This is a genomic window from Peredibacter sp. HCB2-198 (genome assembly GCF_045999315.1).
Lineage (GTDB): Bacteria > Bdellovibrionota > Bacteriovoracia > Bacteriovoracales > Bacteriovoracaceae > Peredibacter.
The window spans coordinates 3950246-3972107 of sequence record NZ_CP174607.1; the positions used below are offsets into that span (position 1 = coordinate 3950246).

Annotated in this window: 29 protein-coding genes; 11 read left to right on the top strand and 18 right to left on the bottom strand. The window is 42.8% G+C overall.

Features of this window, described 5'->3' with window-relative positions:
- Positions 1 to 34: 34 nt before the first annotated feature.
- Positions 35 to 1111 carry a hypothetical protein gene (locus tag ACJVC5_RS19805; protein ID WP_408097279.1) on the top strand — a complete coding sequence of 359 codons (1077 nt, stop codon included), beginning with the start codon at positions 35 to 37 and terminating at the stop codon, positions 1109 to 1111.
- A gap of 7 nt (positions 1112 to 1118) precedes the next feature.
- Positions 1119 to 1373, top strand: a complete 255-nt coding sequence (locus ACJVC5_RS19810) for a hypothetical protein (protein ID WP_408097280.1) — start codon at positions 1119 to 1121, stop codon at positions 1371 to 1373.
- A 29-nt stretch (positions 1374 to 1402) separates the two neighbouring features.
- On the opposite strand, the gene ACJVC5_RS19815 is transcribed toward ACJVC5_RS19810, so the two are convergent.
- From ACJVC5_RS19815 to ACJVC5_RS19835, 5 genes are all read right to left on the bottom strand, one after another.
- The gene (locus ACJVC5_RS19815) at positions 1403 to 1765 is read right to left on the bottom strand and encodes a hypothetical protein (protein ID WP_408097281.1); all 363 of its coding nucleotides are present in this window, start codon (positions 1763 to 1765) and stop codon (positions 1403 to 1405) included.
- On the bottom strand, positions 1762 to 2142 hold the full coding sequence (locus ACJVC5_RS19820; RefSeq protein ID WP_408097282.1) for a hypothetical protein: 381 nt from the start codon (positions 2140 to 2142) through the stop codon (positions 1762 to 1764). The genes ACJVC5_RS19815 and ACJVC5_RS19820 overlap by 4 nt, the downstream gene beginning before the upstream one ends.
- 151 nt (positions 2143 to 2293) lie before the next feature.
- On the bottom strand, positions 2294 to 2434 hold the full coding sequence (locus ACJVC5_RS19825) for a hypothetical protein (protein WP_408097283.1): 141 nt from the start codon (positions 2432 to 2434) through the stop codon (positions 2294 to 2296).
- Positions 2435 to 2443: 9 nt separating this feature from the next.
- A complete protein-coding gene (locus tag ACJVC5_RS19830; RefSeq protein WP_408097284.1) occupies positions 2444 to 3055 on the bottom strand; it encodes a glutathione binding-like protein in 612 nt (203 codons plus the stop codon).
- Between the two features lie 107 nt (positions 3056 to 3162).
- A complete protein-coding gene (locus ACJVC5_RS19835; RefSeq protein ID WP_408097285.1) occupies positions 3163 to 3795 on the bottom strand; it encodes a DedA family protein in 633 nt (210 codons plus the stop codon).
- Between ACJVC5_RS19835 and ACJVC5_RS19840 the strand changes: the two genes are divergently transcribed.
- Both ACJVC5_RS19840 and ACJVC5_RS19845 read left to right on the top strand, forming a co-directional pair.
- A complete protein-coding gene (locus ACJVC5_RS19840; protein WP_408097286.1) occupies positions 3794 to 4459 on the top strand; it encodes a M23 family metallopeptidase in 666 nt (221 codons plus the stop codon). The genes ACJVC5_RS19835 and ACJVC5_RS19840 overlap by 2 nt on opposite strands.
- 78 nt (positions 4460 to 4537) lie before the next feature.
- Positions 4538 to 5335, top strand: a complete 798-nt coding sequence (locus tag ACJVC5_RS19845; RefSeq protein ID WP_408097287.1) for a hypothetical protein — start codon at positions 4538 to 4540, stop codon at positions 5333 to 5335.
- Positions 5336 to 5366: 31 nt separating this feature from the next.
- On the opposite strand, the gene ACJVC5_RS19850 is transcribed toward ACJVC5_RS19845, so the two are convergent.
- The 3 genes from ACJVC5_RS19850 to ACJVC5_RS19860 all read right to left on the bottom strand — a co-directional run bounded on the left by ACJVC5_RS19850 (position 5367) and on the right by ACJVC5_RS19860 (position 7391).
- Positions 5367 to 5810, bottom strand: a complete 444-nt coding sequence (locus ACJVC5_RS19850; RefSeq protein WP_408097288.1) for a c-type cytochrome — start codon at positions 5808 to 5810, stop codon at positions 5367 to 5369.
- A gap of 20 nt (positions 5811 to 5830) precedes the next feature.
- On the bottom strand, positions 5831 to 6532 hold the full coding sequence (locus ACJVC5_RS19855) for a urate hydroxylase PuuD (protein ID WP_408097289.1): 702 nt from the start codon (positions 6530 to 6532) through the stop codon (positions 5831 to 5833).
- A gap of 85 nt (positions 6533 to 6617) precedes the next feature.
- Entirely contained in the window at positions 6618 to 7391 is a 774-nt protein-coding gene (locus tag ACJVC5_RS19860; protein ID WP_408097290.1) for a protein-glutamine glutaminase family protein, read from the bottom strand.
- A 294-nt stretch (positions 7392 to 7685) separates the two neighbouring features.
- On the opposite strand from ACJVC5_RS19860, the gene ACJVC5_RS19865 reads away from it, so the two are divergent.
- Positions 7686 to 9308, top strand: coding sequence for a HAMP domain-containing methyl-accepting chemotaxis protein (locus ACJVC5_RS19865; RefSeq protein ID WP_408097291.1), 1623 nt, complete (start codon positions 7686 to 7688; stop codon positions 9306 to 9308).
- 28 nt (positions 9309 to 9336) lie between these two features.
- Here ACJVC5_RS19865 and ACJVC5_RS19870 read toward each other — a convergent pair whose 3' ends face one another.
- The 3 genes from ACJVC5_RS19870 to ACJVC5_RS19880 are packed head-to-tail and all read right to left on the bottom strand — an operon-like array spanning position 9337 to position 12632.
- Entirely contained in the window at positions 9337 to 10413 is a 1077-nt protein-coding gene (locus ACJVC5_RS19870; RefSeq protein WP_408097292.1) for an amidohydrolase family protein, read from the bottom strand.
- Positions 10413 to 11444 carry a glutaminase A gene (gene glsA, locus ACJVC5_RS19875; RefSeq protein ID WP_408097293.1) on the bottom strand — a complete coding sequence of 344 codons (1032 nt, stop codon included), beginning with the start codon at positions 11442 to 11444 and terminating at the stop codon, positions 10413 to 10415. The genes ACJVC5_RS19870 and glsA overlap by 1 nt, the downstream gene beginning before the upstream one ends.
- Before the next feature lie 9 nt (positions 11445 to 11453).
- Positions 11454 to 12632 (bottom strand): DcaP family trimeric outer membrane transporter, encoded by a 1179-nt coding sequence (locus ACJVC5_RS19880; protein ID WP_408097294.1) that lies wholly within the window; start codon positions 12630 to 12632, stop codon positions 11454 to 11456.
- A gap of 207 nt (positions 12633 to 12839) precedes the next feature.
- Between ACJVC5_RS19880 and ACJVC5_RS19885 the strand changes: the two genes are divergently transcribed.
- Entirely contained in the window at positions 12840 to 13916 is a 1077-nt protein-coding gene (locus ACJVC5_RS19885) for an Lsa36 family surface (lipo)protein (protein WP_408097295.1), read from the top strand.
- A 33-nt stretch (positions 13917 to 13949) separates the two neighbouring features.
- Complete coding sequence (locus ACJVC5_RS19890; protein ID WP_408097296.1) at positions 13950 to 15122, top strand: benzoate/H(+) symporter BenE family transporter; 1173 nt, start codon at positions 13950 to 13952, stop codon at positions 15120 to 15122.
- Here the strand turns inward: ACJVC5_RS19890 and ACJVC5_RS19895 are convergent.
- Positions 15112 to 15813, bottom strand: coding sequence for a hypothetical protein (locus ACJVC5_RS19895; protein ID WP_408097297.1), 702 nt, complete (start codon positions 15811 to 15813; stop codon positions 15112 to 15114). The genes ACJVC5_RS19890 and ACJVC5_RS19895 overlap by 11 nt on opposite strands.
- Positions 15814 to 15974: 161 nt before the next feature.
- On the opposite strand from ACJVC5_RS19895, the gene ACJVC5_RS19900 reads away from it, so the two are divergent.
- Positions 15975 to 16475: a hypothetical protein gene (locus ACJVC5_RS19900; RefSeq protein WP_408097298.1), complete on the top strand. Its 501-nt coding sequence runs from the start codon at positions 15975 to 15977 to the stop codon at positions 16473 to 16475.
- Here ACJVC5_RS19900 and ACJVC5_RS19905 read toward each other — a convergent pair.
- A complete protein-coding gene (locus ACJVC5_RS19905) occupies positions 16472 to 17557 on the bottom strand; it encodes an aldo/keto reductase (RefSeq protein WP_408097299.1) in 1086 nt (361 codons plus the stop codon). The two genes, ACJVC5_RS19900 and ACJVC5_RS19905, sit on opposite strands and share 4 nt — an antisense overlap.
- 79 nt (positions 17558 to 17636) lie before the next feature.
- Here ACJVC5_RS19905 and ACJVC5_RS19910 point away from each other — a divergent pair, with 79 nt between their 5' ends.
- A complete protein-coding gene (locus ACJVC5_RS19910) occupies positions 17637 to 18452 on the top strand; it encodes a phosphatase PAP2 family protein (RefSeq protein ID WP_408097300.1) in 816 nt (271 codons plus the stop codon).
- On the opposite strand, the gene ACJVC5_RS19915 is transcribed toward ACJVC5_RS19910, so the two are convergent.
- Complete coding sequence (locus ACJVC5_RS19915; RefSeq protein ID WP_408097301.1) at positions 18408 to 19277, bottom strand: urea transporter; 870 nt, start codon at positions 19275 to 19277, stop codon at positions 18408 to 18410. The two genes, ACJVC5_RS19910 and ACJVC5_RS19915, sit on opposite strands and share 45 nt — an antisense overlap.
- 9 nt (positions 19278 to 19286) lie before the next feature.
- On the bottom strand, positions 19287 to 19535 hold the full coding sequence (locus ACJVC5_RS19920; protein ID WP_408097302.1) for a hypothetical protein: 249 nt from the start codon (positions 19533 to 19535) through the stop codon (positions 19287 to 19289).
- A gap of 64 nt (positions 19536 to 19599) precedes the next feature.
- Between ACJVC5_RS19920 and ACJVC5_RS19925 the strand changes: the two genes are divergently transcribed.
- Together ACJVC5_RS19925 and ACJVC5_RS19930 are read left to right on the top strand one after the other, a co-directional pair.
- Positions 19600 to 20067 (top strand): Lrp/AsnC family transcriptional regulator, encoded by a 468-nt coding sequence (locus ACJVC5_RS19925; RefSeq protein ID WP_408097303.1) that lies wholly within the window; start codon positions 19600 to 19602, stop codon positions 20065 to 20067.
- Entirely contained in the window at positions 20064 to 20330 is a 267-nt protein-coding gene (locus ACJVC5_RS19930) for a peptidylprolyl isomerase (protein WP_408097304.1), read from the top strand. The genes ACJVC5_RS19925 and ACJVC5_RS19930 overlap by 4 nt, the downstream gene beginning before the upstream one ends.
- On the opposite strand, the gene ACJVC5_RS19935 is transcribed toward ACJVC5_RS19930, so the two are convergent.
- From ACJVC5_RS19935 to ACJVC5_RS19945, 3 genes are all read right to left on the bottom strand, one after another.
- The gene (locus tag ACJVC5_RS19935) at positions 20314 to 20925 is read right to left on the bottom strand and encodes a YkgJ family cysteine cluster protein (protein ID WP_408097305.1); all 612 of its coding nucleotides are present in this window, start codon (positions 20923 to 20925) and stop codon (positions 20314 to 20316) included. The genes ACJVC5_RS19930 and ACJVC5_RS19935 overlap by 17 nt on opposite strands.
- 159 nt (positions 20926 to 21084) lie before the next feature.
- Entirely contained in the window at positions 21085 to 21606 is a 522-nt protein-coding gene (locus ACJVC5_RS19940; protein WP_408097306.1) for an inorganic diphosphatase, read from the bottom strand.
- 60 nt (positions 21607 to 21666) lie between these two features.
- Entirely contained in the window at positions 21667 to 21792 is a 126-nt protein-coding gene (locus ACJVC5_RS19945; RefSeq protein WP_408097307.1) for a hypothetical protein, read from the bottom strand.
- Positions 21793 to 21862 lie beyond the last annotated feature (70 nt).

Below are 21862 nucleotides of genomic sequence, written 5' to 3' on the forward strand. Positions count from 1 at the left end.
GCTAGAACCCCCTTACTGCAGGGGGTTCTTTTTTATGAAATACATTTCCATTCTTTCTATTGGAATTCTGTTTAGTTTGAGCGGTCTAGCTCAAGAAGAAAAACTCATTAACGAGGCCTGGAAAGGTTTTTCTGATCCGGAGATTTTTAGCTCTGGCTTCACTCATAAACTGAGCGACCTTCCACTTGAAGGCTCCGTAGACCTGGGAATTCGTGCCTGGTCAGGTGACTATTGGTCTGCAAAAAAAGGCAGTATCAATTACCGTTGGAATGCTCCGGTGAAAGTCGGTTATAAGTTAATCTCTCCAACAAAAGCAGAGGCCTTAAAAATGACTGAAGCAGAGTTGGCCACACTCTCTCCTTCGGAAAAACTCGATTTATTAATGAGTCGATATGAGTATCCTCTGGTTCGTGAAGTTGATGGTGTTGCGACTCCAACAGCGTCTATTTGGGCCGGAATCTGTCACGGCTGGTCTCCTGCTACTCTTTATCACAATGAACCAACTCCAAAACTTTTAACCAATGCTGAAGGAGTTAAAGTTCCATTCGGTTCAGGTGATATTAAGGCCCTGATTAGTTACTACTATGCTTTCCACCACGATGCCGGTTCTGATCAAGTGGGTCTTCGTTGTTTCTTCGGTCGTTGGACCGGAGGAGCTGCTGCCCGCGGTTGTAAGGAAGACCTAAATGCAGGTGCCTTCCATATTGTTCTGGCGAACAAGGTTGGCCTTCAAAAAGAGGGCTTTGTGATGGACATGGATCGCTGGCGTGAAGTATGGAACCACCCGATTATTGGTTATGAATCCACTGTCGTTGCCAATAACTTGCAACCTTCAAAAGATGCTGCTACAACAGCGGTCAAAGAGATTCGCGTTAAAACGGTGATTACACATGCCGATGGCTCTGCTCCTACTTGGGGAACAGTTATTGGTACTGAAAATCAAAAAACTGGAATTCAAGAATACACTTATCGCCTTGAACTCAATTCTGAAGGCAAGATTGTAGGTGGTACTTGGGAATCAGATAAACGTCCTGATTTCATCTGGATGGTTCCCCGTGCAACGGAATTCTCAGGACTATTTACGGCGCTTCCAGCGCTCTTGAACGACTAAGGATTTTATGACGTCAGTGCCTCCACAGCCAGAAAACTCATTTCGTATTGCTCTTGAGCTAGAGTATCCGGAAGACAGAATGGATAACGTTCTTCTGAATGCTCTTCGTGAACAAAATGAAAATGCCCAACTTAAGAACATTTCTCGTTCTGCTTTGAAAGATCTTTTTAACTCAAAAAGAATCATGATCAAGGGTCAAAGAGCGAAGTCAAACTCTTCTCTGGCGAAGGGTATTACTTACGTCGATATATTAGGATTTTAATTCATTGATGGAAGGACCTTCGGGTCCTTCTATTTAATCGAACAGTTTACGTCCATTTTGTAATCATCAAACCAAACCGTACGCGCATCATTTCCACGAAGTTGATACTTTTCACTGATTGATTCTGAACCGCGAAAAACTTGAACAACGGCCTCTTCTTCACCGGTCCAGCCTGTCATAAATGACTTTAAATTGATTTTATCTTCCAGAGACTCTTCTACGATGGTGCCTTCATTTTTCTGGCGCATTTCAGAAGTTCCGGCCTTAATGGTTTTTTCTCCAACTATCAGTCCAGATTCTTCAGCATGAGAAAGATTTAAGAGACATTCGTAACGGGCATGGGCCTTTAAACAAATGAACAGTGAAGCAACGAGGGCCAGAACCAAGTTCATGAACAAAACCCTACTTTCTTAAGGCTTTTCACGAATTCCTGTGCTTCATTTTTTCCACTGAGATTCCAGGTCTTCCAACGATCAGTTCCTCGAATCATAGTGATGAAATTTTGATTTTTTTGTTTTTCAAATTTGAGCACACATCTTTGCGCATAGATTCTCTCTTCACAAACACCCATGTCTTGCAGATTCAGCATTTCTTCTTCAAGTGCACTTGCGGTGGCCTCTTTGAGAGGAATCTTCGAATGAATGACGTTTTTTGAAACGAACTCGATCACTCGAATTCCAACCGATGTTCCTGGTCTTACATCACACTTACTTTCAGCGAAAGTGTGCATGGAAATTATCATCATAACTGCGAAGAGGGAGAACTTCATAACGTAACCTTTTCAAATTTGTCTGTTCAAGGCCATTGTATGAAATTCTGAACTTTTCACTAGGCTTAACCCGCTATGCTTGTAAATCTTGGTTGGGGTGTCCAAAAAATAGACACTTCCCCAGGGGCCAAGACGCTGTTTTTAATGACTTCTACTGCTTGTCTCTCACGGCTTCGCTCACCCCTGTATTGAGGCTTTCGTTTCTTTGAACTTTTGTTTTCTGTTCATAGGGACGGTTACCATGTGGGTTTCCACGATGCTTATCTAAACGTCCTTTCTTCTTACCTTTCATAAAATCCTCCTAAGCTGCTTTTGCTAATTGTTCTTTATTCTCTGCTTCTGTGACTTTTTTCACCAACGGCAAATCTTCCATGGTTTGAATGAAACGTTGGATATTCGGATAGGGAGAAAAATCAATTTTTAGATGTTGAGCAATTCTAAAAAGACCTATGGCATACATATCAACCACCGTAATGTCCTCTCCCACAAAATACTTTTTGTTCGAGAGATGATCGTCCATATACTTCAAACGTAAATTCAATTTATCCGTTACGATTTTTAAATACTCACCTAGCTTGCCTTTTTGGAAAAGTGGTCCGAACCCTTTGTGAAATTCCGAACTAAGGTAGGCCAGCCACTCCACACATCGTGCTCGCTCTATCGTTCCTGCTTCCGGCAAAAGATCATAACGAGCATTTGAATCTGCAAGATAGCCCAGGATGGCAATCCCCTCCGTCAGGACCTCTCCATTATCCAGCACCAAAACGGGAACATAGTTTTTAGGATTGTATTTTTCGAGAATAGAATTTTTATCGTGAAGCTTTACCTGAATGGTCTCATATTTCTTCCCAATTTCTTCCAGAAGAAGATGAATTCCAAATGCGCAGGTGCCTCTCGCGTAGATGAGTTTCATAATCACTCCTTTCCTTAAGGAAATGATTCGCGCTCATCCTTAACTACGCAAGGGAGTGAAAGAAAATTGATTCTTTCTTTTGAATAAAGAAGACTGAACTGGATCTCTTAGGCTTTTTTAAGTCTGCTCTTCACCCATGGAATAACCATTGGAAGCGCAGAAACAGCAATCACACCGAAAATCACGATGTGAAAGTTACGCTTCACGATTGGTAAATTTCCGAAGAAGTGGCCGGCAAGAATGAATGTGAAGACCCAAGCAATGGCCCCAAGAACGTTATAAGAGATAAATTTCTTGTAGTTCATTGATCCAAGGCCCGCGACAAAAGGAGCGAAGGTCCGGGCGATTGGCGCAAAGCGAGCAGCTACGATTGTGAAAGCGCCCCACTTCTCATAAAAGGCATTGGTTTGGATGAGGTATTCTCTTTTAAAGAAGCGACTGTTTTGTTCAAAAACTTTGGGCCCTAAAAACTTACCTATATGGTAGTTCACGGTATCTCCGAGAATACCTGCGACGGTCAAACTTATTAATAATATCCAGAGGTCTAGACCGTTTTCTAAAGCAGTCAGAGCTCCTAAAGCAAACAGAAGTGAATCACCTGGTAGAAATGGTGTTACAACCAGACCAGTCTCACAAAATATTACAATGAACATTAAGACATAAATCCAGGGTCCAAAGAGAGTTAGCCATGATAAAAGATGTTGATCAAGATGAAGAATAATGTCGAGAAATTGAGTCATGAAAATTTTTTACCGGGTTATTTTAATTTTGCTTCCTATCATATCTGCCTTTGGCCAGGAAGGATACCCTAAACCTGGTGTGAGCATTTCGGGCGTCTTTAAAAACTCTTTCTGCTTCCCGGTTGTGGTGTCTGCGAATAAGAAGACCTGGTCTATTGATAGCTCAAAATCACAGGACATCGAAGCTTCAAAATGGGGAGAATGGTATTGGTTGCCTGGAAAGATAAGTCAGGTTTCAAAGAAAACTGTTCTTCATCCTTTAAAGTCCAAGCCAGCACTCAACTTTGGGCCAGGGGGAAATTCGGCCCACCAAGGTAGAAATAAATATGGTTACGACTTTCCGGCCGAGGAAGGAACTCCAGTCCTTGCTGTTGAAGATGGAATTGTTTCGAAGGTCGTTCAAAACTATACCAAGGCCCACAACGATCCTAAGAAAGACCTGTCTAATAAAGTAGAAGTGGTCCATGAAGATGGCACGGTATCTTCATATGTCCATTTAAGGCCGAACTCTGCCAAGGTCGCCCCTTGTGAGAAAGTCAAAGAAGGACAGGTTCTCGCTGAAAGCGGCAATACCGGATATAGCTCAGGTCCACACCTCCATTTAGATGTTTATAGGCCCTTAGATGGGGTCAATTACACTACCATTCCTTTGACCTTTAGGTAGGTGTCTAAACTTTAGACACCAGTTGAATTCATTTCAACTTCTGCTTAAAAAGACCCCAAGGCGAGTACAATCCTCGCCATGTTACAATTTATTGTCGCCGCCATTTTAAGTACCTTTATCATCAGCAATGCCTGGTCTAAATGTCTTGATTCAAATGCTCGAAACAATAACCTCTGGCGACCGGATTTCAGTACTTCTGATCTAGGCACGATTAACATCCCTCTTAAGATCAATGGCCAACAGGCCTGTTATCATCAAAACTCAGCACTCTTTGTAAAAGGAGTCGGTGTAGATGAAACATCTGCGGAATTCGAAATCTCCCCTCTTGCGGCAGAATTTGAAAATGTCCCAGAACCCGAGACCTATCAATATCTCAATATCGAATATAGCGAAGATGGACTTGCTTCAAAGATCAACATCGTGAGCTTTCTTTGTAGTGGAGAAAATCCCATCGGCGCCGATGCTTTCTCAGGTTCACTAAAAACACTTTTAGAATTAAATGACGAAGAAAATACCGGTCCAGTTTCCATCGCCAACGGCCAGGCGGCCGACAATCTCACGGTCAACCAAGAGAAGAAGATCAAGGCCAAGGTTTACTTTCATTTTGTAAAACTATTCGAAAGCAGAAATCCTGGAGTATCAATCGAAGATATGAAGGACTCAAATATCTTTGTTCCAAACGTTATGGCGCTTAACAAACTCTACTCGACTTTTTTTGGCCGTACCAACTCAAGCCTGAATGGTTGCTCAAGTGCGTTCCGTGAAAAGATGCAAGATCTCTTGATCGAAAACATCATCTCCACTCAGTCCTTCAAGGACATCGAAATCAGAAAAAAATTATTCAGCAGTAAATTCAGAATGAAATGGAAGATCTAAAAAAAAGGGCGCCTTGTGAGCGCCCTCTTATTTATTTCTTTTTTAGAGACTGGATGTATGCGTGAATCGCAGGAACATCAGCTTCTAGTTGAGGAAACTTTCTCATCTGTTTCGTCTTTCTCTTAGGAACGAAACCTTCTGGAAGGACCTCTGGGTAACGACCCGTTCTCACTTTCACGATCATCACTTCAAGTGGAGCATCAACCAGTTCTGGACCGATGGCACCCTTAACGTTTGGATCTTTATTGTGACAAGTAAGACAGTTCGCCGTGTAAACTTCCTTACCTTTCGCGATAAGCGTTGCTGGATCAACAGCAGTTTCAGGAGTATGAGCTTCAGTTGTAGCAGTGGCCGCAGCTTCGGCCTTCGGCTCTTCAACTACTACTGCCTCAGGATCCGGAAGCTTATCCGGCGGTGGAGCAACAACAGGAGTACTAAAAGTTACGAATAAATAGAGGACCGCTAGGATCCCCATCCAAAAAATATTAGAAGCCATTAAACTAGAACCTCAATCACAGCATAAAGAACAACAAGAAGACCGATACCACAGTGGATAACACCTTTAACTGTTGTCATAGGTCCAAGTTTCCCTTTAATTGCATTCAATTCAAGGCCAAGAATGATCGCTGTAACAACAGCAAGAACAAGTCCTGGATTGAAATCTTCAGGGATTGTTAGAGGCATATGTCTAGCAGCTGCCATGAAGAAGAGAAGTGGAATTGAGAACAATGTGTTTGTACGAGATGCAAGGGCGGCCTTAGGAGCTCTTGCAGTAAAAGACGCATCCGGAGTTCCACCAGAAAGAGCAGCAGCACCGTTATTGATAAGTCCACGCTGAATAGGCCAAATGATAAGCCATACGTTCAAGAACATAAGGATACCCATTAGAGCACCAGTGTAGATGAAGATACCGTATGGAGTTTTCATGAAATCTCCACCAAGATCTTTACCAGCGATGAGAAGCATAATTAGACCAGATAGGAACGTGAACATTGCGCCCCAACGGAACCACCACATAGCACGTGGAACTAGTTTCGCGAAAACGTTGTTCTTAACAGTCGCATCAACTTCAGGCATGAATGCGCCTTGAACGAAGTTAAAGTAGTAAAGGTGACCAATCCAAGCAACACCAGCGAAGAAGTGGATCCAACGAAGAACCATTACCAAGCCGTCTTGGGTAAATAAACCGACATCCATAGCAACTCCTGAGTAGATATTTAATAACGGATGAATATTGTTATGGAGTCATCATAGCGACAAATCTAAGAGTTTGAAAGGGTATTCATTGCGTCATTTGCCATGGAGGATAATCTCCTAGCTCCATTTCCGGATCACGCCCAAGTTTTTTGAGAAGTTTCCATTCGAGATCGAGGAAATATTTTTGCTGATACTCCGCTGAGAGTTCCATTCCATCAGTTTCTCGCATGCAATCCGAGGTCGGAGATGTGGCCCCTGAATTACAAATAGAGATTTTTATTTTTTGAGGATCACCCATACGGCCTAACCACTCTTCAAGCGTCAGAGGATTGGCAGGTTCAATGGAAGGATCCATCACGTATTTTTGCCCTTGGACTTCTACAATGGAGGCCACATGAAACCACCATGTCACCACACCTCGAATGTGATTGGGAGTCTCCACTCGAAGATTACCAAAAGCAAAAATCTTATCAGGCACAGGAACAAATAACCGATAGAAGTTGCGGCTAAACAGGGCCGCGCGCACATAACAACCGTCGGTTGGATACAGCCAAGAAATGCGCCTTAAAAAATCCGGCGAACGAGACGTTTTTAAAAAGCGCTCATCTCTCGCGCTCTCGAATCGCTCTTGCATATCACCTAAGTCTCTCCATTCGGTGGCCCTCAAAGGAGATAGAAGTCGATAAGCACGGGCAGATCCGAGAGGAGAGGTTTTTAAATTTTTTTCTTTAGCGAGAGTGCGAAGGGCCCTCTTTTCATAGAGCGTATAATCTTTTTCCGGATCACGATAAGCTGAAATTTCACTCTCAGCTAAGGCGATAGAAGAACTCATTAACATCAAATAAAACCACTTTTTCATGATGTTTTCTCCTTCTTACTCACTTTGATCGGAAGCGATTCAGAAGCCAAGAAACAGTAGGCAGATTCGGAGTTTTTATCTTTGAAAAGTTCTGAAGATAGGCTTGAGTTTTCGAACTCGGCGCAAGCAACACTCCGCACCGCACTAAAAATACTCTCCTTCAGGTAAAAATACTAATCCACAGAATTTATGGTGGTTTACACATTCCTGACCAGACATATCAAGTATCTCTTCTACTCAAGAAAATTTTTAAACATTACGAAAAGTTGACTGTAACTCTAACTGGAGTATTCGATGTTCAAGAATTTTAGTCTGAAATTTAAAATGCTTTCAGCGTTTATGCTCGTGGCGGTGTTCGTGCTTGTTGTGGCCGGAAGCGGTTATTTCTCGATGAAAAAAGTGCATAAAGAATACGACTTCATTGCCAAGACAGTAGTAGATAACCTCAAAATCATTAATGATATGGGAACAAAGACCCAAGAGGCCAATCGTCACTTACTTTTAGCGTATATGGCCGTATCAAAAGATCAACTTGATCCTCAGTTGGCCGGTTGGAAGAAAGAAGTTAAAGCACTAGAAGATTTGGATGTTGCTTATAGAGCAGTTCCTTTTCAACCAGGTGAAAAAGAACTTCACGACGAATTCTATGCTGCTTGGACGGCGTACGCGAAAAGCGGTGATAAATTTTTAGGCCATTTTGGTACATTTGATGAAGAGTCGAAGATAAGTGCTATGGTTTATTCTGAAAAAGAACTTAACCCTGCTCGCACTCGCATGAATGAGGCCTTCAGAAAATTATTTGAATTCCATGGTGCTAATGCTACTGAAAAAAATGCAATCGCTGAAGACGCTTATCATCTTGCTAGCTGGTTGAGCATCGGTTTCTCATTTGCAGGCGTTGCTGTGGCCTTTGTTGTTGGCTGGTTCTTCTCAGCTTCAATTAGTAATCGTCTTAACCAGTTCTCAAACGAAATTAAAACATCATCTGAAAAAACAAATACGGCCTCACATGAACTGACTTCTGCCTCTTCTACTCTATCTGAGGGGGCCACAGAATCGGCCGCTTCTCTGGAAGAAACAGTTTCATCTCTGGAAGAGCTTTCTTCAATGGTAAAACTAAACTCGGATCACGCGAAAGAGGCCAACTCTCTTTCTCAAAAATCCCTTCTTTCGGCCGAAAGCGGTGAAAAAGAAATCACAAGTCTTATCTCTGCCATGTCAGATATGTCGAAATCGTCTAAAAAGATTGAAGAGATCATTAACGTTATTGATGACATTGCCTTCCAAACAAACCTTCTTGCTCTTAACGCTGCTGTAGAAGCTGCTCGTGCCGGTGAACAAGGCAAAGGTTTTGCCGTGGTAGCTGATGCAGTTCGAAATCTAGCTTCTCGCTCGGCCGCTGCTGCCAAAGACATCAATGGTCTAATTCAAGAAAACGTAGGAAAGACAGAAGAAGGTGCCAAGATCGCTGATAAATCAGGAGTTGCGCTTAAAGAAATCCTGACGTCAGTGAAGAAAGTGGCCGACCTGAACTCTGAAATCTCGGCCGCTTCGCAAGAGCAAGCAAACGGTATTGAGCAAATTTCTCGTGCCATGAACCACCTTGATACAGCGATCCAGTCTAACGCCTCTTCTTCTCAAGAAGTAGCAACTTCAGCGGAAGAGATGATGGCCCAAGCAGAAACACTTTCTGCTCTTGTGACTGATCTAAGAAAGTTTGTGAGTGGTTCAAAAACAGCACCTAAGGCACCCAAAAAAGTTCACACACCTCCACCTTCGATTGGAGGTGGCCAGATGAAAAAAGATTTGAAGATTGTAAAAACACCTGTTGAGCCGAAGATAGCACCTTCGAAGTCAGCACAGGTTCTTCCTTTCGACGAAGAAGAATTTAAAGTCGGCAAGGCCGAAGGTTTTTAATCAAGATGGGGTCCGCAAGGACCCTTTTTTATTTCTTACTTGCTGGAAGTCTTGAAGTTGTATCCACAAATCCCTGTTTCTTTTCCCATGCCCTTACCTTCTTTCTCGCCTCATCAAAAAGTCTTTCGTAATTGAGCTTTCTGACTTTTTCACTGGCGTCCTTCGACAGAAGATTCCAGAGGGGGCCATACTGCCAGTAAACTTTTTCATGACTCGCTTTATCCGCAGGTGCCACTTCGTCAGTTCCTAAAAGAAAACGATCAGGATGCTTATTGATAAAATCAGCGACCTTCTTCGTTGTTTGCGGAGTTTGAACAAGGTATTTAGCGACCTCCTCCCATGAAATATCAAAGTACACATGACTCAACTTTTTATCTTCGATAATCCTTTTTACTCCGGCCATTTGGTTCTCAACAGGCGCGATAATTCGACCTAAACCAACGTGGGCCCAGATAATTTTAGTCTTAGGATGTCGTTCAAGGAGCGCTTTCATTTGCTTAAAAAAAGTTGGCTCCGCTCCTTCTTTCGGAAAAGGAGTGTTGAAATCACTGTGTAACAACACAACCAACCCCACTTCACCTGCAAAATCTAAAATCTTATCCAAGGCGGGATCAGTTAAGCTCGCCACATCACCTGCGACTTTCGAAGAAACAAACTCTTTATGAACAGTGAATTCTCCTATTCCACTAAAGACTCCCGGAAATGTCTGAAGAACACGTTTGATATGATCAGCAGCATACATGTCAGTTGGATTGAAACCTGTGATCATAGGATCTAGTCTTGCCTGAGATTCCTTCGGGAGTGACCGATAGGCCATGGCAATGAAAGCATCGGTGAAAGAGTAATAGTAAAGTCTCGCATCCGTATCAAGATAGTACTTAGGAGCATGCTCACCGGAAATTCGATGTGACCATTGTTGCTGCAAAGGAATTCCAAACAACGTAGATCTTCCAACAGTGTCCCCCATAATCTCAACATATTTTTGGATGGGCGTTCCTTCCTGAATATAATTGGTCAAATGAAAATGACTATCATTGAACAAATATTCTGCCCGGGCGTTTAAGCAGCCGAGCAGAAAAAATGGTAAAAGAAACTTTTTCATCATTATCTTTCGTCCTTACCAATCACATACTCACCACGCGGTTGGATGTCATAAGGGTTGGCCTTAAGTTTTTCTGTGATGTATTCAATAGCTCGCTGAGCACGCACACTATTTCCGGCGTCATCAAGACGTGGAGAGAAAGCAGCAATTCCAAATTTCCCTGGAACGATGGCAATCACTCCTCCACCAACACCACTTTTTGCAGGCAGACCTGTCTTAAACAGCCACTGTCCAGTGTTATCGTATAGACCCGCAGTAGACATCACGGCCAGAACGCCTTTAACGTGCTTTTGATCAATTACCTTAGTGCGAGTCACTGGGTTAAGACCACCGTTGGCAAGAGTTGCTGCCATCGTTGCAAGATCTTTCGCATTAACGTTAATTGAACACTGTCTTGTATAAAGATCTGTCGCCTGCTCTGGATTAGTCTTGATGATTTCATAGGCCTCCATCAATTTACCAATCGCCTGATTCCTTTGATTTGTTTCTGACTCTGACTTATACACTTCCTGATTCACTTCCAAGGGACGACCAGCAAAAGCACTATGAACATTGATGATTTTATTCCAGATTTCGTCAGCATTTTTGCCTTTAACCATCGAAGTCGTTGCAATCGCACCCGGATTCACTAAAGGGTTCATCTCATGCCCTTTGTTTTTTTCCACTGCAACGATTGAGTTAAAGACATCTCCGGTCGCATCAACTCCTACTGTATCGGTAATTTGTTTCTCACCAGACTCCTGAAGGACATGCGAAAGAGTAAATACTTTTGAGATTGATTGAATCGAGAATTGTTTATCTATATCACCGGCGGTGTAAACTTTCCCGTCTACTGTCACAAGCGCAATACCAAACAGCTCAGAAGGAACTTTCTTTAAAGCTGGAATGTAGTCTGCATTCTTCCCGTCCTTCAGATCTTTAAATTTTTTATGGGCCTCACTAAGAGTACTCTTTACATCGCTGGCGCTACTTGTGCTGCGAGCGAATACATTGACTGAAGAAAGTAAGATAAGAGCAAAAGCTATATTTTTCATAAAACACTCCTAGAAGTCGTTACTTGAAAAACTGTATTTGAAGGAAATCTGAGTGCGAACATCATTTCCGTAGTTGCCATCGTTATCAGTACGAGCACCCCATAGCATTTCAGCGCCCATCATGACGTTCTTCACGGGTTTGTGCAGAAAGTTTACTGAAGCATATTCACCTTTGTGAAAGGCGGCTCCGTCCTGAAAACTTGTGTTATCAACTTGTGTCCGAGAATAACCAATAGAAGAACTATTTTTTGAGTCCCAATAATGATCGTAGTAGGCCACAATCCCTAGCAAAGGAACTGCCTTGGCCTCAAGGTCTAAAATATTTTTTCCTTTCGGTGCCAGATCCACACCACCATCGTTCATGTAGCTTGCGATCCCCTGCCCATAAACAGCGGAAAGAATCAGCTTATCCGTCTCCAAAAACTTAATGTTGGTACTTAAATTAACTCCCCAGCCAAGTTCATGGTCCTTCGGGTTATTGTTTGGGCGATTTACAGTTTCATAACCGATTCGACGGAGGATACCGCTCGACTGAAAGTGACCCCAATCTCGATTCATTCTGAACATGGCGGTGAGATCAGGAATTTTTTCATCTGATTGCAGATCATCACCAAACTCAGGGGCCACGTCTCTGATTTGACCGGCATCAATGTCATCACTCGGTTTTTCAATGGCAATGGAGAACAAATTGTCCCCTTTCATCGGTGTGTATCTGATTTGAGGATTACGCAGGAAAACCATTCCTGCAGGGCCCCAGTAATCAATGGTGTTAGGAAAAACATCTATGTTCATAAACAAACTATGAGTTTGCCCAGCAAGCCACTCTTTCCACTCTCCGTAAGCATGACGTAGACGAATGGTCGTTTGTCCTTCATCCACACCTACGCCGAACAAATCGATTTCAAATTTGGTGTAAACGCTCTGGTCTTCAACCGGAAGAGTGCCTTGTACTCCGAATCTACTTTGACGAGCACCAATAATGGCCTGACCGTCACTACCGAACTGGCCCTCTTCGGTTGGGATTCGAGAAGGCCTTAAAGTATCGTCCCACGCAGGATCAACTCGATCGAAATCCTGGACATAATCTGCCTGTAGAAATCCATAGACCTCGAGTCGATTCGGTTTCTTATCTTGTGCATAAGCGCTGACTGTTAATAGCGCTGCAAGTAAGATGTATCGACTTTTCATAATCACTCCTGATCAATTCAGTTAATATGAGCAACCTGAAATTTTAGAGTTGCAAGCCAAAGACCTTTTTCTGACTTTCTACATTAATGATTGGATTCAATTGTTTGATGTTGATCAATCCACGACTGAGTTAACAAATTTAATCTCTCTTAAGTCCCAAGGTGACCTGTTTTATTGATATGGTTTTCAGAATTTTGAGGAGGCCCTATGTCAAGACTCCTGATACTCATCTGCATTTTGATTAGCTTCGAAGTGCAAGCTCAAATCTTCCAACTAAAAGTCACAGACTATGATGGTCTTGATTCAATCAATGCCGTAAAAATCTTCATTGATTCAGAAGTGATGAAGATTGAGGACTCTGTGAACAAAGAATTTCCCAACGAGACTCCAAGAAGAATTCTGCAAGGGATGGGCGATGCAAATATCATGGCCGCCAAAGGTATTGGAACAGACTATACCTCAGCAATGCAAGTAAGTGTGATTGGGGCCACTCTTGGTGCCGGAGCAGACTTCGAGCAAGAAAAACACACTAAGAGTGAGACCAGTGGATATGCAGCGGCACCGGGGCTCATGATTGGAGTGAATCTCGGAGCTCTCGGGATGAATGACATCCTTAATATGGAAAGTGACAAGTTAAACATGTATGTGAACGCCATGAGTACTAAGTACATCCAGTCTTTGGATGATGAAAATGACCGAACTCTGGTGGGACTTGATATGACATCAATCGGTCTGCACTTTAGGTATCATCTGGTCGATAGAAGTGAACAACATCCAAGATGGGGTGGACTCAAATTTACCTGGGGATATGAATATAACCATTCTGATTATACTTATGAAACTCGCTTAGACAGAATGATCAATATCATCGGGGACAATGAACTCCTTCAAGGGCGCCTGACAGGTACACCTAAGGCGCTGGTCAAAGTAAGAACACATTCTTTTCCTCTCGCTGTTTCCACTGACTACCAACTTTTATCATTTCTCAACGTATACGGCGGAACCGGTATGGATTTTAATATTGGTTACGCTAAAGGGATCGGAGTGGCCAACGGCGACGTCACTCCAGTTTTATGTACGGGCGGAAGTTGTGGGCCAGGTCGCAATTTACAACTTCAAGCTCAGGCCAACTTGGATGCATCTTCTCTCGTCACTCCTGTGACAGTGAGAGCATTCGGAGGTTTTCAAATCAATGTTTCTCACTTGAGCTTCTATGCTCAGGTCGACAAAGAAGTACTGACTGAACTTGTAAGTGCGGCCGCAGGTATCAGGTTATTTTATTGACGCGTTCTCCGCCCTCTCTAATAATTAAAGAACATGAAAACAAACAATGTTCTTAACGACTTCTCATTTTCTAGTATTACGGCCGGATTTGTTTCTGATCTCGTGGGATATGCCAGTTCGGCGGTCTTGATTTTTCAGGCAGCAACAACTCTGGGTCTTCAACCTAATGAAGCAAGTTCATGGCTCGCCGTTCTTTGTGTGGCAATGGGTGTCCTTAATATCGTCCTTTCTCTTCGTTATAAAATTCCTATTATGTTTGCATGGTCTACTCCTGGGGCCGCTCTATTGATCGCAAGCCTTCCAGGCGTACCAATCTCAGACGCCATTGGGGCCTTTTTGTTTTCTGCCCTCCTCATTACTTTAAGTGGGGTAACAGGATTTTTTGAAAAGATCATGGACAAAATTCCTATGTCCATTGCGTCCGCCATGCTTTCAGGTGTGTTACTCAAATTCGGACTCGAAGTCTTTATTTCCATGAAATCGCAATTCATACTCGTATTCACTGTTTTCATGATCTATTTGATTTTTAGAAGGATTTCTCCTCGTTACTCTGTCGTAGCGGCCTTTTTCACAGGGCTCATGCTTGCAGGAATTCTTGGACTTCTTAATTTTGAAACGATGAACCCAGAATTGGCCGTCCCCGTATTTACTGCACCCACCTGGAACTTCAAAACGATTATTAGTGTTGGCCTTCCTCTCTTTATTGTAACCATGAGTTCACAGAACATGACAGGATTTGCCGTATTAAAAGCGTTCCACTATAGACCTGACGTTTCTAAACTGATTACCTGGTCTGGTATCACCAACCTTATCATTGCTCCATTTGGTGGTTTTGCCATTAACTTATCTGCAATTACCGCCGCCATCTGTATGGGCCCAGAAGCTCACGAGGATCCAAATAAGCGCTATACTGCTGCCATCTCCTCTGGAGTCATTTACATTATCATGGGAATCTTTGCTGGATCTGTTGGTGCTCTCTTCGCTGCCTTTCCAAAAGAGCTTGTTCTCTCGGTTGCTGGTTTGGCCCTATTAGGTGCTATCTCTCAAGGACTCATGGCCGCCGTTCAAAATGACAATGAAAGAGAACCTGCGATGATGACTTTTTTTGTGACAGCTTCAGGCGTGACCTTGGCAGGAATTGGCTCGGCCTTCTGGGGAATTACGGCCGGGATTCTGACTTTGATCATTTTACGATTTAAGCGCTAAGAACAATAAGACACTTCTTTTTCAAATACTCGAAAGTTTCTTGAGCAAGAGGCATTTGAAGTGAGAGCCCAACTCTCACGTCTCCCCGCTTAAGGTAATAGCCTTTAGGAGCAATATAACAAACAGTTCCTAGGATATGATGACGAAGAGGTTTGTGATCTATGGATTTTAACCAGAAATGATCGTTCTTTTTAAAGTAGTCTTTATTTTGTCCAGAGATCAAGATTCCAAAACCTCTTTCTGACACGTCGATAATTCGAATCTCCATTTCATAGGTTGTTTCGCGAATGGTTCGCTCAACACGTTTTAGAGAAAGAGAAATGTCTGAATTAAATGGCAGGACATAACGCTCACCTTTTCTTTCTTCCAAGGCCCGCGCCTCTTCCGGATAGTGACACATGATTTTGTCGCCATTGACTTTAAACTCTCCAGGGAAAAGCCTGAAAATAAGATTACGATATGAAAGACGAATATAGATTGGTTTATTAGGATCAATTTCAACCACCGTAGGAGTTCTTAAGACAAGAAAATCCGATTTAATGTCCACAATGATTTGAATGATCTGAGAAACATGTCGATTGGGTTCTCCCGCTCGATTCTGCCAGATGTCTCCGCCGAAAAGCGCGGCCTTTTCGATCACCGTTATGATCTGAACTCTGTTTTCTAATGGTTTAAGACTCGACATATCCATAAAACACTTCCTGTTGAATTACTGGATATAAAATTGGTTAGTAGGCTCTATCGACATTCCTCGGGAGAAAATTTAAGCGGACTCAAGTCATTGATATTTCTGTCATCTTCACGATGATTTTAGTTTCAAAAATCGAAGGGATGGGATATACACACCCGCCTATGAAAACCCTATTTTTAATCCTTATTATGACTATGTCTTCTCTTGCCCATTCAGCTCAGTACACACTTCGCGAAGGAAAACTTCACAAGGGTGGCGTTGCTTCTGTTGAAGTTCTTCCTCACGAGTCTCTTTTCATTGTGAAAATGGACTACGAAGTTTTTAAACGCAGCTGGGTTCCAGCACCACCAGAAGTTTTAAAAGGTGACACGGTTTTAGAACTACCGACTCAATTCAAAGATGAACGTGGCTACCTCGAGCTTGAAACGCTTGGATCAATGAGTATTCCAGACGCTGAACTAAAATTTATTCGTCGTACGAACTTTGGAAAATACCATGATGCTTATGAAGCATTGGTTTTACCGAAGAACGGTAAGACTAAGATTGAAGTGATTTATCACCCAAATGTACCTGGTGCCGGTTGGGCGCAGGTTCGCATTACTTTCATCAGTAATGTCCCACTTCTAAACGGCTACCAGGCCATCGCTGATTTAAAAAACTAATAAGGATCTTGACCGTCCGCTGGGGCCAGAGGATTCGATGGCCCCGTCTCACCATTGATCGTTGTATTCGCACTTCTAAAGGCCACAGAACGCTTAAGAAAATCGGCCGGAAAGTTAAGCATCGGCCTACTGATCTCATCCAGTTCTTTTAAGTGTTCCTCTGTGAGATTTACATCCAAGGCCGCTAAATTATCTTCCAATTGCTCAATCGTTCTTGCACCAATAATGGGAGAGGTCACTCCTGGTTGAGTGCAGACCCATTTAAGGGCCACTCGGGCCGGTGTTGAGTTCACCTCTTTTGCGATCTGAATGACTTTTTCAACCACATCATAAGCATGATCATCTAATGAAGAAGTCACCCACTCACCTCTGCCTGCTTCAACGTGATTTTTATTTTCTCTTCGATATTTTCCAGAAAGAACACCTGACTTGAGGGGGCTCCAAGGAGTCACTCCCATGCCCAACTCTTGTGCCATAGGAATAAGTTCTCCCTCCACAGTTCTTTGAAGTAATGAATACTCGACTTGAATGGCACTCACAGGAATCCATCCTTGAAACAACGCTTTCACGTGCGCTTCGGCCACCTTCCAGGCGGGAGTGTCAGAAAAACCAATGTAGCGAACTTTGCCGGACGACACGAGATCATCCAAGGCACGCATGGTTTCATCTATTGGCGTTTGATAGTCCCAGCAGTGCATCCAATAAAGATCAATGTAGTCCGTTTGTAATCTTCGAAGCGATTCTTCACAGGCACGTATGATACTTTTTCTTCCAGCACCTCCGGCATTTGGATCACCTGGTTTTAGGGTCCCAAAAAATTTTGTGGCGATCACCATCTGCTGTCTTTCAAAAGGATCTTTCCGAAAAAAATCGCCGATAATTTTTTCTGAATGCCCATAAGTATAAACGTTGGCCGTGTCGATAAAGTTTCCACCTAGATCCATATAGCGAGCAAGAATTTTTTCACACTCTGGAACTGAGGCTCCCCACCCCCAATCTTCCCCAAACGTCATGGTACCAAGGCACAAAGGACTGACTTTTAAACCAGATTTACCGAGTGTGACAAAATGATTAAGAGGCATAAGAAGCTCCTTTTTCTCATCATGATAAGTTCCTCTTTAAGGGAGAGGTAGCCGGACACGCTCTGTCTAGACCGCCTAAATGAGTTATGAATTAATGAGCTCTATGCTGAGATTGTGTTCACTTCTATTTACTCTCTTACTTTTCACTTCCTGTTCACTTTTTACCCGCAAAGGTAACTGGGGTAAAAAGGCGATCTATCCGGTGAAGTGGGAGCGAGTGAAAAACTCGTTTGTTAAAAATATTACCAGTCGTCATGTCTGGGTACCGGCGGCGGCGGGTACTGTGGTTGCAGCTGCAGACTGGGACGCAAAGATGGTGGAATGGGCAGAGCGAGATCCCACGATTAGTTCAAATTCCGCTCAAGATTTCAGCGATACTTCCAGAAGTATTCTACAAGCGCAAATGTATCTCACCATTCCCTTCACCTCTTCCTATGATGGAAATTGGAAACACTATACAGTCAATAAAGTGAAAGGAACCGTGGTGGTCTATGCGTCTTCCTCGATTGCTCATAGTGCTTCAGGGGTGATGAAACAACACATCTATCGCTTAAGACCCGATGAAGTGGATGGCAAAAGCTTTCCTTCGGGTCACGCCACAACTGCCGCCGCCTACCGCATGATTTCTTCTCGCAACTATAATTCGATAGAAATGCCTCGAGATCTACGAAATGGAATCGGAATTATTAACGGTGCTTTGGTCACTTCAGTGGCATGGTCGAGGGTCGAGGCGAAAGACCACTTCCCCTCTGATGTATTGTTCGGTTACGCCATCGGTAGTTTTATGAGCGGATTTATTTATGATTCTTTTATGAACGTGGAGGACACCGATGTCTTTGCTCTCTTCCCTTCAGGGGATGGAGGTATGGTGGCGAAGTACAGCTTCCAGTTTTAATAGCACCCAAGTGGAGATCAAAAATGGCGCCGTAAGTGGAACAGCTCCCATCTTGATAAACAGTACGTGAAGAAGAACACTTAATATAATTCCCACCAAAGCGAACATGGCAGATTTCCAAGTTGGTCGCATGAAAGTGCAGCCCAGAGCAATTGAAGTTAGAACAGCACTAAAGCCATAGAGCCCTGCACTTACTCCATCCATATCCAGTTCAAGAACTAGACTTAAACCCCCGGCAACGACACTTCCAAATAAGGCAAAGATCACAGGCCAGAAGGAGTTCAGTAAAAGACCAAAGAGGATCACGAGACCCGCAATCGCACTCTCAACCAGATAAACCTCAGAGATGTTTTTAAGAATGATTTTCGCAAAAGAGATATCGTGCAGTCCCAGATAAATTGAAGTGACAGTAGTCTTCATCGGAAGTGTGATCACTGCCATCCAGCTAATTATGACAAAAGGAAAGGTCATCAGTGGTAGTCCCATACTTTTATATTCTGGGGCCATGTAAAACATGAGAACACTTGAAAAAGAAGTTGCAAGCACAAATCCCACGAACATAAATGGTGAGGGGATAAACAGTGCAAAGAAGGCCGCGCCAACCAAGCACCCGTTATAACCATAAATTCCGCGAATGATATCTGTTTTCTCATATCGTAAATAAATGGCGGTCCAGGTTGAAATGACCGTCCCCATGAACGCACCAACTGCAATCCAGGGAGAGGCAATAGCAAGACCAATGAGTATCAGAAAACCTGTCAGGGAATTATTTTGAAACATGACCTGACCAAGGCCACGAAAGACTCTATCTAGAAATTTTAACATCCAACCAATCTAGCATTCCACTCGTCGGACTTCAATTTCGAGCTTTGAAGAAAGCCCTTGAAGAAGAATGGCAGGCTGATTTTCCGGGAACTCAAGTATGCACCCTTCATACACGATGTAGTCGTTAGGATCATCCTTGGCCGTGATCCAACCAGATCCTCCAAGACACTGAAGTACCAGTTTCCCGGTCCCTTCGGCGCTTAAGGTCTTAAATTCATTATATTCAAGGGATATACTTAAAGCCTTAACAGTATTCATGTCGATATAGTAATCGCTTAATGATATTAATCAATAAACTATTCTACGCAGGGAGAAAAAACGAATGGAATTAAATGGAAATGGCCAGCGAGGCCCTCTCGACGAGATGGATCTTAAAATTCTTAAGCTCCTTTCAGAAGATGCCAAAATGTCGTTTGGTGATATTGGTGAGAAGGTCCATTTAACGGCACCTGCGGTCCATGCACGGGTGAAGAAGATGGAAAAGGCCGGAATCATTAAGAACTATACCGTTAATATTGATTTTGAAAAAGTTGGACTCCCTGTAACTGCATTTGTGAAACTTCAAACAGGAAAATTAAAATGCAGTGATGCTGGAAAACTCATGAATAAATTTTCTGAGATTGTTGAATGTCATGCGGTCGCTGGCGAAGATGATCTTATTTTAAAAACAAGAACGGCCACTCCACTTGAGCTTCAAAACTTACTAGAGAAAATGCGTTCAGAAGGAATTTCAGAAAAATCCAATTCCATCTTTGTCCTGCAGTCTCACTTCGAGAGATCACGTCTATGATGTTAAGTGCAAGGCATATTCTGGTTCGTCATGAATATGAGGCAAAAGATCTGCAAAAGAAACTTCAAGAGGGAAAAAGTTTTGAAGAGCTGGCGAAGGATTTTTCTCTTTGTCCTTCAAATGCTCGCGGTGGAGACTTGGGGGAATTTCCAAAAGGAAGAATGGTTCCCGCTTTTGAGAAGGCCCTTCTTCAACTTAAAGTGGGAGAAATTTCAGGCATCGTGAAAACACAATTTGGTTTTCATCTTATTCAGCGGAAATAACTTTCGATAACATATAAGGCAGTGTTCCGCTGTCTTTAGTATTTAAGAAAGAAGCGTAGATCACAAGATCAGACTGAGTGGTCTTCACGAGTCTGGTAGGTTTGATTTCAGTTTTAGTTTCACACTGACTGGCATCTCCTAATACGGCGTTGGTTCTGCAGACTGAGGGGCGATGCTCATAAATACTACAGGCGCCTTCTTCGTTTAAAAAAACACATCTGCGCTCTTCATAGGGGATCTTATAAAATGCGTCCGAATCATTTTGGGCCTTCGCTTGAAGTTGCAAAAGATTGCGATCAACCTCGACTCCATCTTGAATTAACTGGGCCATCAATCTGCTCTCATCTTCAGTTATGCTCACTTGTGTATGACAACAGGCCGAACATCCCATTTTACAAGGACTCAATTGCTGGACTAATGGATTCGAAAATATCTCACTGTTGAGTTCTTCTACCAGATTGTGAATGAACTGGGCCCGAAGGATAGAGTTTGGTAACTGTTGCAGTTCTTTAACGACATCTTGAACAAGACTGAGAAATTCAGGCCTATCTCTCAGCTCATCAAAAGTTCTTTTTGCGATAGCGGGGACATTCAATAGGGTCTCGCTTGTTCGTTAGAAAGCACTTACTTAAATTAAGTCTAGATTAAATAAAAAAATATGCAACTTAATGCAAGATCGTAGGAAAAGCATTAAAGGTTTCCTAACCTTTGGTCCTATGAAATTTGGGAATTGAAAGAGAGATCATTCTCGCAACTAGAAGCTCTTTTGATAGAGGGCAATTGAATCTTCAATGACCTTAATCGCTTCGTCCTTGCCGGCGATGGATAAGATCTCAACACTCTTTTTCTCGAGCTCTTTATAGCTTTCAAAAAAACGACGGATCTCATTGACCTTATGTCTTGGTAGCTCATCAATGGAACTAATGTGGGCGTACTCAGGATCGTGGGCATGAATGGAAATGACCTTATCGTCTCCTTGTCCCTGATCTTTCATTCTCATAACACCAATCGGTCTTACTCTCATAATGGACATAGGAATGACGGGAAGCTGCCCTATTACCAAAACATCCAGAGGATCACCATCATCACAATAGGTCTTGGGAAAGAGACCATAATTACAAGGATAGTGAACAGAACTATAGAGAATGCGATCCACTCTTAACAGTCCCGAAGCTTTGTCTATTTCGTATTTGATTTTTGAGCCTGAGGGAATCTCGATCAGACAATCGAGTAGCTCACCGTTAAAATTCAACTCTAGGTCGTGCCAAGGATTCATAAAAAGCTCCCTTGCCGTACCTTAGCAATGAATGGCGAATTATTAAAAGACTCGTGGTGACTACTGCTGCTGCTGTTCTTGTGCAATTGTACGATCAGCAGGGATCGCCACATATTCATTCTTTCTAAATGTAGAACATGCGGTTGAAACTAGTCCCATAAACATCAGAACAGCTAAAAGCTTCATCATTCCCTCCATGGAAATATAAGCTCATTATAGACCATAGTTTTTATGTAACCAAGCTTGGCAGCATTTA

Excerpts from the sequence above, each read along its gene's own strand:
- ACJVC5_RS19805 (WP_408097279.1), top strand. The coding sequence starts at position 35 with ATGAAATACATTTCCATTCTTTCTATTGGAATTCTGTTTAGTTTGAGC.
- ACJVC5_RS19810 (WP_408097280.1), top strand. The coding sequence starts at position 1,119 with ATGACGTCAGTGCCTCCACAGCCAGAAAACTCATTTCGTATTGCTCTT.
- ACJVC5_RS19815 (WP_408097281.1), bottom strand. The coding sequence starts at position 1,765 with ATGAACTTGGTTCTGGCCCTCGTTGCTTCACTGTTCATTTGTTTAAAG.
- ACJVC5_RS19820 (WP_408097282.1), bottom strand. The coding sequence starts at position 2,142 with ATGAAGTTCTCCCTCTTCGCAGTTATGATGATAATTTCCATGCACACT.
- ACJVC5_RS19825 (WP_408097283.1), bottom strand. The coding sequence starts at position 2,434 with ATGAAAGGTAAGAAGAAAGGACGTTTAGATAAGCATCGTGGAAACCCA.
- ACJVC5_RS19830 (WP_408097284.1), bottom strand. The coding sequence starts at position 3,055 with ATGAAACTCATCTACGCGAGAGGCACCTGCGCATTTGGAATTCATCTT.
- ACJVC5_RS19840 (WP_408097286.1), top strand. The coding sequence starts at position 3,794 with ATGAAAATTTTTTACCGGGTTATTTTAATTTTGCTTCCTATCATATCT.
- ACJVC5_RS19835 (WP_408097285.1), bottom strand. The coding sequence starts at position 3,795 with ATGACTCAATTTCTCGACATTATTCTTCATCTTGATCAACATCTTTTA.
- ACJVC5_RS19845 (WP_408097287.1), top strand. The coding sequence starts at position 4,538 with ATGTTACAATTTATTGTCGCCGCCATTTTAAGTACCTTTATCATCAGC.
- ACJVC5_RS19850 (WP_408097288.1), bottom strand. The coding sequence starts at position 5,810 with ATGGGGATCCTAGCGGTCCTCTATTTATTCGTAACTTTTAGTACTCCT.
- ACJVC5_RS19855 (WP_408097289.1), bottom strand. The coding sequence starts at position 6,532 with ATGGATGTCGGTTTATTTACCCAAGACGGCTTGGTAATGGTTCTTCGT.
- ACJVC5_RS19860 (WP_408097290.1), bottom strand. The coding sequence starts at position 7,391 with ATGAAAAAGTGGTTTTATTTGATGTTAATGAGTTCTTCTATCGCCTTA.
- ACJVC5_RS19865 (WP_408097291.1), top strand. The coding sequence starts at position 7,686 with ATGTTCAAGAATTTTAGTCTGAAATTTAAAATGCTTTCAGCGTTTATG.
- ACJVC5_RS19870 (WP_408097292.1), bottom strand. The coding sequence starts at position 10,413 with ATGATGAAAAAGTTTCTTTTACCATTTTTTCTGCTCGGCTGCTTAAAC.
- glsA (WP_408097293.1), bottom strand. The coding sequence starts at position 11,444 with ATGAAAAATATAGCTTTTGCTCTTATCTTACTTTCTTCAGTCAATGTA.
- ACJVC5_RS19880 (WP_408097294.1), bottom strand. The coding sequence starts at position 12,632 with ATGAAAAGTCGATACATCTTACTTGCAGCGCTATTAACAGTCAGCGCT.
- ACJVC5_RS19885 (WP_408097295.1), top strand. The coding sequence starts at position 12,840 with ATGTCAAGACTCCTGATACTCATCTGCATTTTGATTAGCTTCGAAGTG.
- ACJVC5_RS19890 (WP_408097296.1), top strand. The coding sequence starts at position 13,950 with ATGAAAACAAACAATGTTCTTAACGACTTCTCATTTTCTAGTATTACG.
- ACJVC5_RS19895 (WP_408097297.1), bottom strand. The coding sequence starts at position 15,813 with ATGGATATGTCGAGTCTTAAACCATTAGAAAACAGAGTTCAGATCATA.
- ACJVC5_RS19900 (WP_408097298.1), top strand. The coding sequence starts at position 15,975 with ATGAAAACCCTATTTTTAATCCTTATTATGACTATGTCTTCTCTTGCC.
- ACJVC5_RS19905 (WP_408097299.1), bottom strand. The coding sequence starts at position 17,557 with ATGCCTCTTAATCATTTTGTCACACTCGGTAAATCTGGTTTAAAAGTC.
- ACJVC5_RS19910 (WP_408097300.1), top strand. The coding sequence starts at position 17,637 with ATGAGTTATGAATTAATGAGCTCTATGCTGAGATTGTGTTCACTTCTA.
- ACJVC5_RS19915 (WP_408097301.1), bottom strand. The coding sequence starts at position 19,277 with ATGTTAAAATTTCTAGATAGAGTCTTTCGTGGCCTTGGTCAGGTCATG.
- ACJVC5_RS19920 (WP_408097302.1), bottom strand. The coding sequence starts at position 19,535 with ATGAATACTGTTAAGGCTTTAAGTATATCCCTTGAATATAATGAATTT.
- ACJVC5_RS19925 (WP_408097303.1), top strand. The coding sequence starts at position 19,600 with ATGGAATTAAATGGAAATGGCCAGCGAGGCCCTCTCGACGAGATGGAT.
- ACJVC5_RS19930 (WP_408097304.1), top strand. The coding sequence starts at position 20,064 with ATGATGTTAAGTGCAAGGCATATTCTGGTTCGTCATGAATATGAGGCA.
- ACJVC5_RS19940 (WP_408097306.1), bottom strand. The coding sequence starts at position 21,606 with ATGAATCCTTGGCACGACCTAGAGTTGAATTTTAACGGTGAGCTACTC.
- ACJVC5_RS19945 (WP_408097307.1), bottom strand. The coding sequence starts at position 21,792 with ATGAAGCTTTTAGCTGTTCTGATGTTTATGGGACTAGTTTCAACCGCA.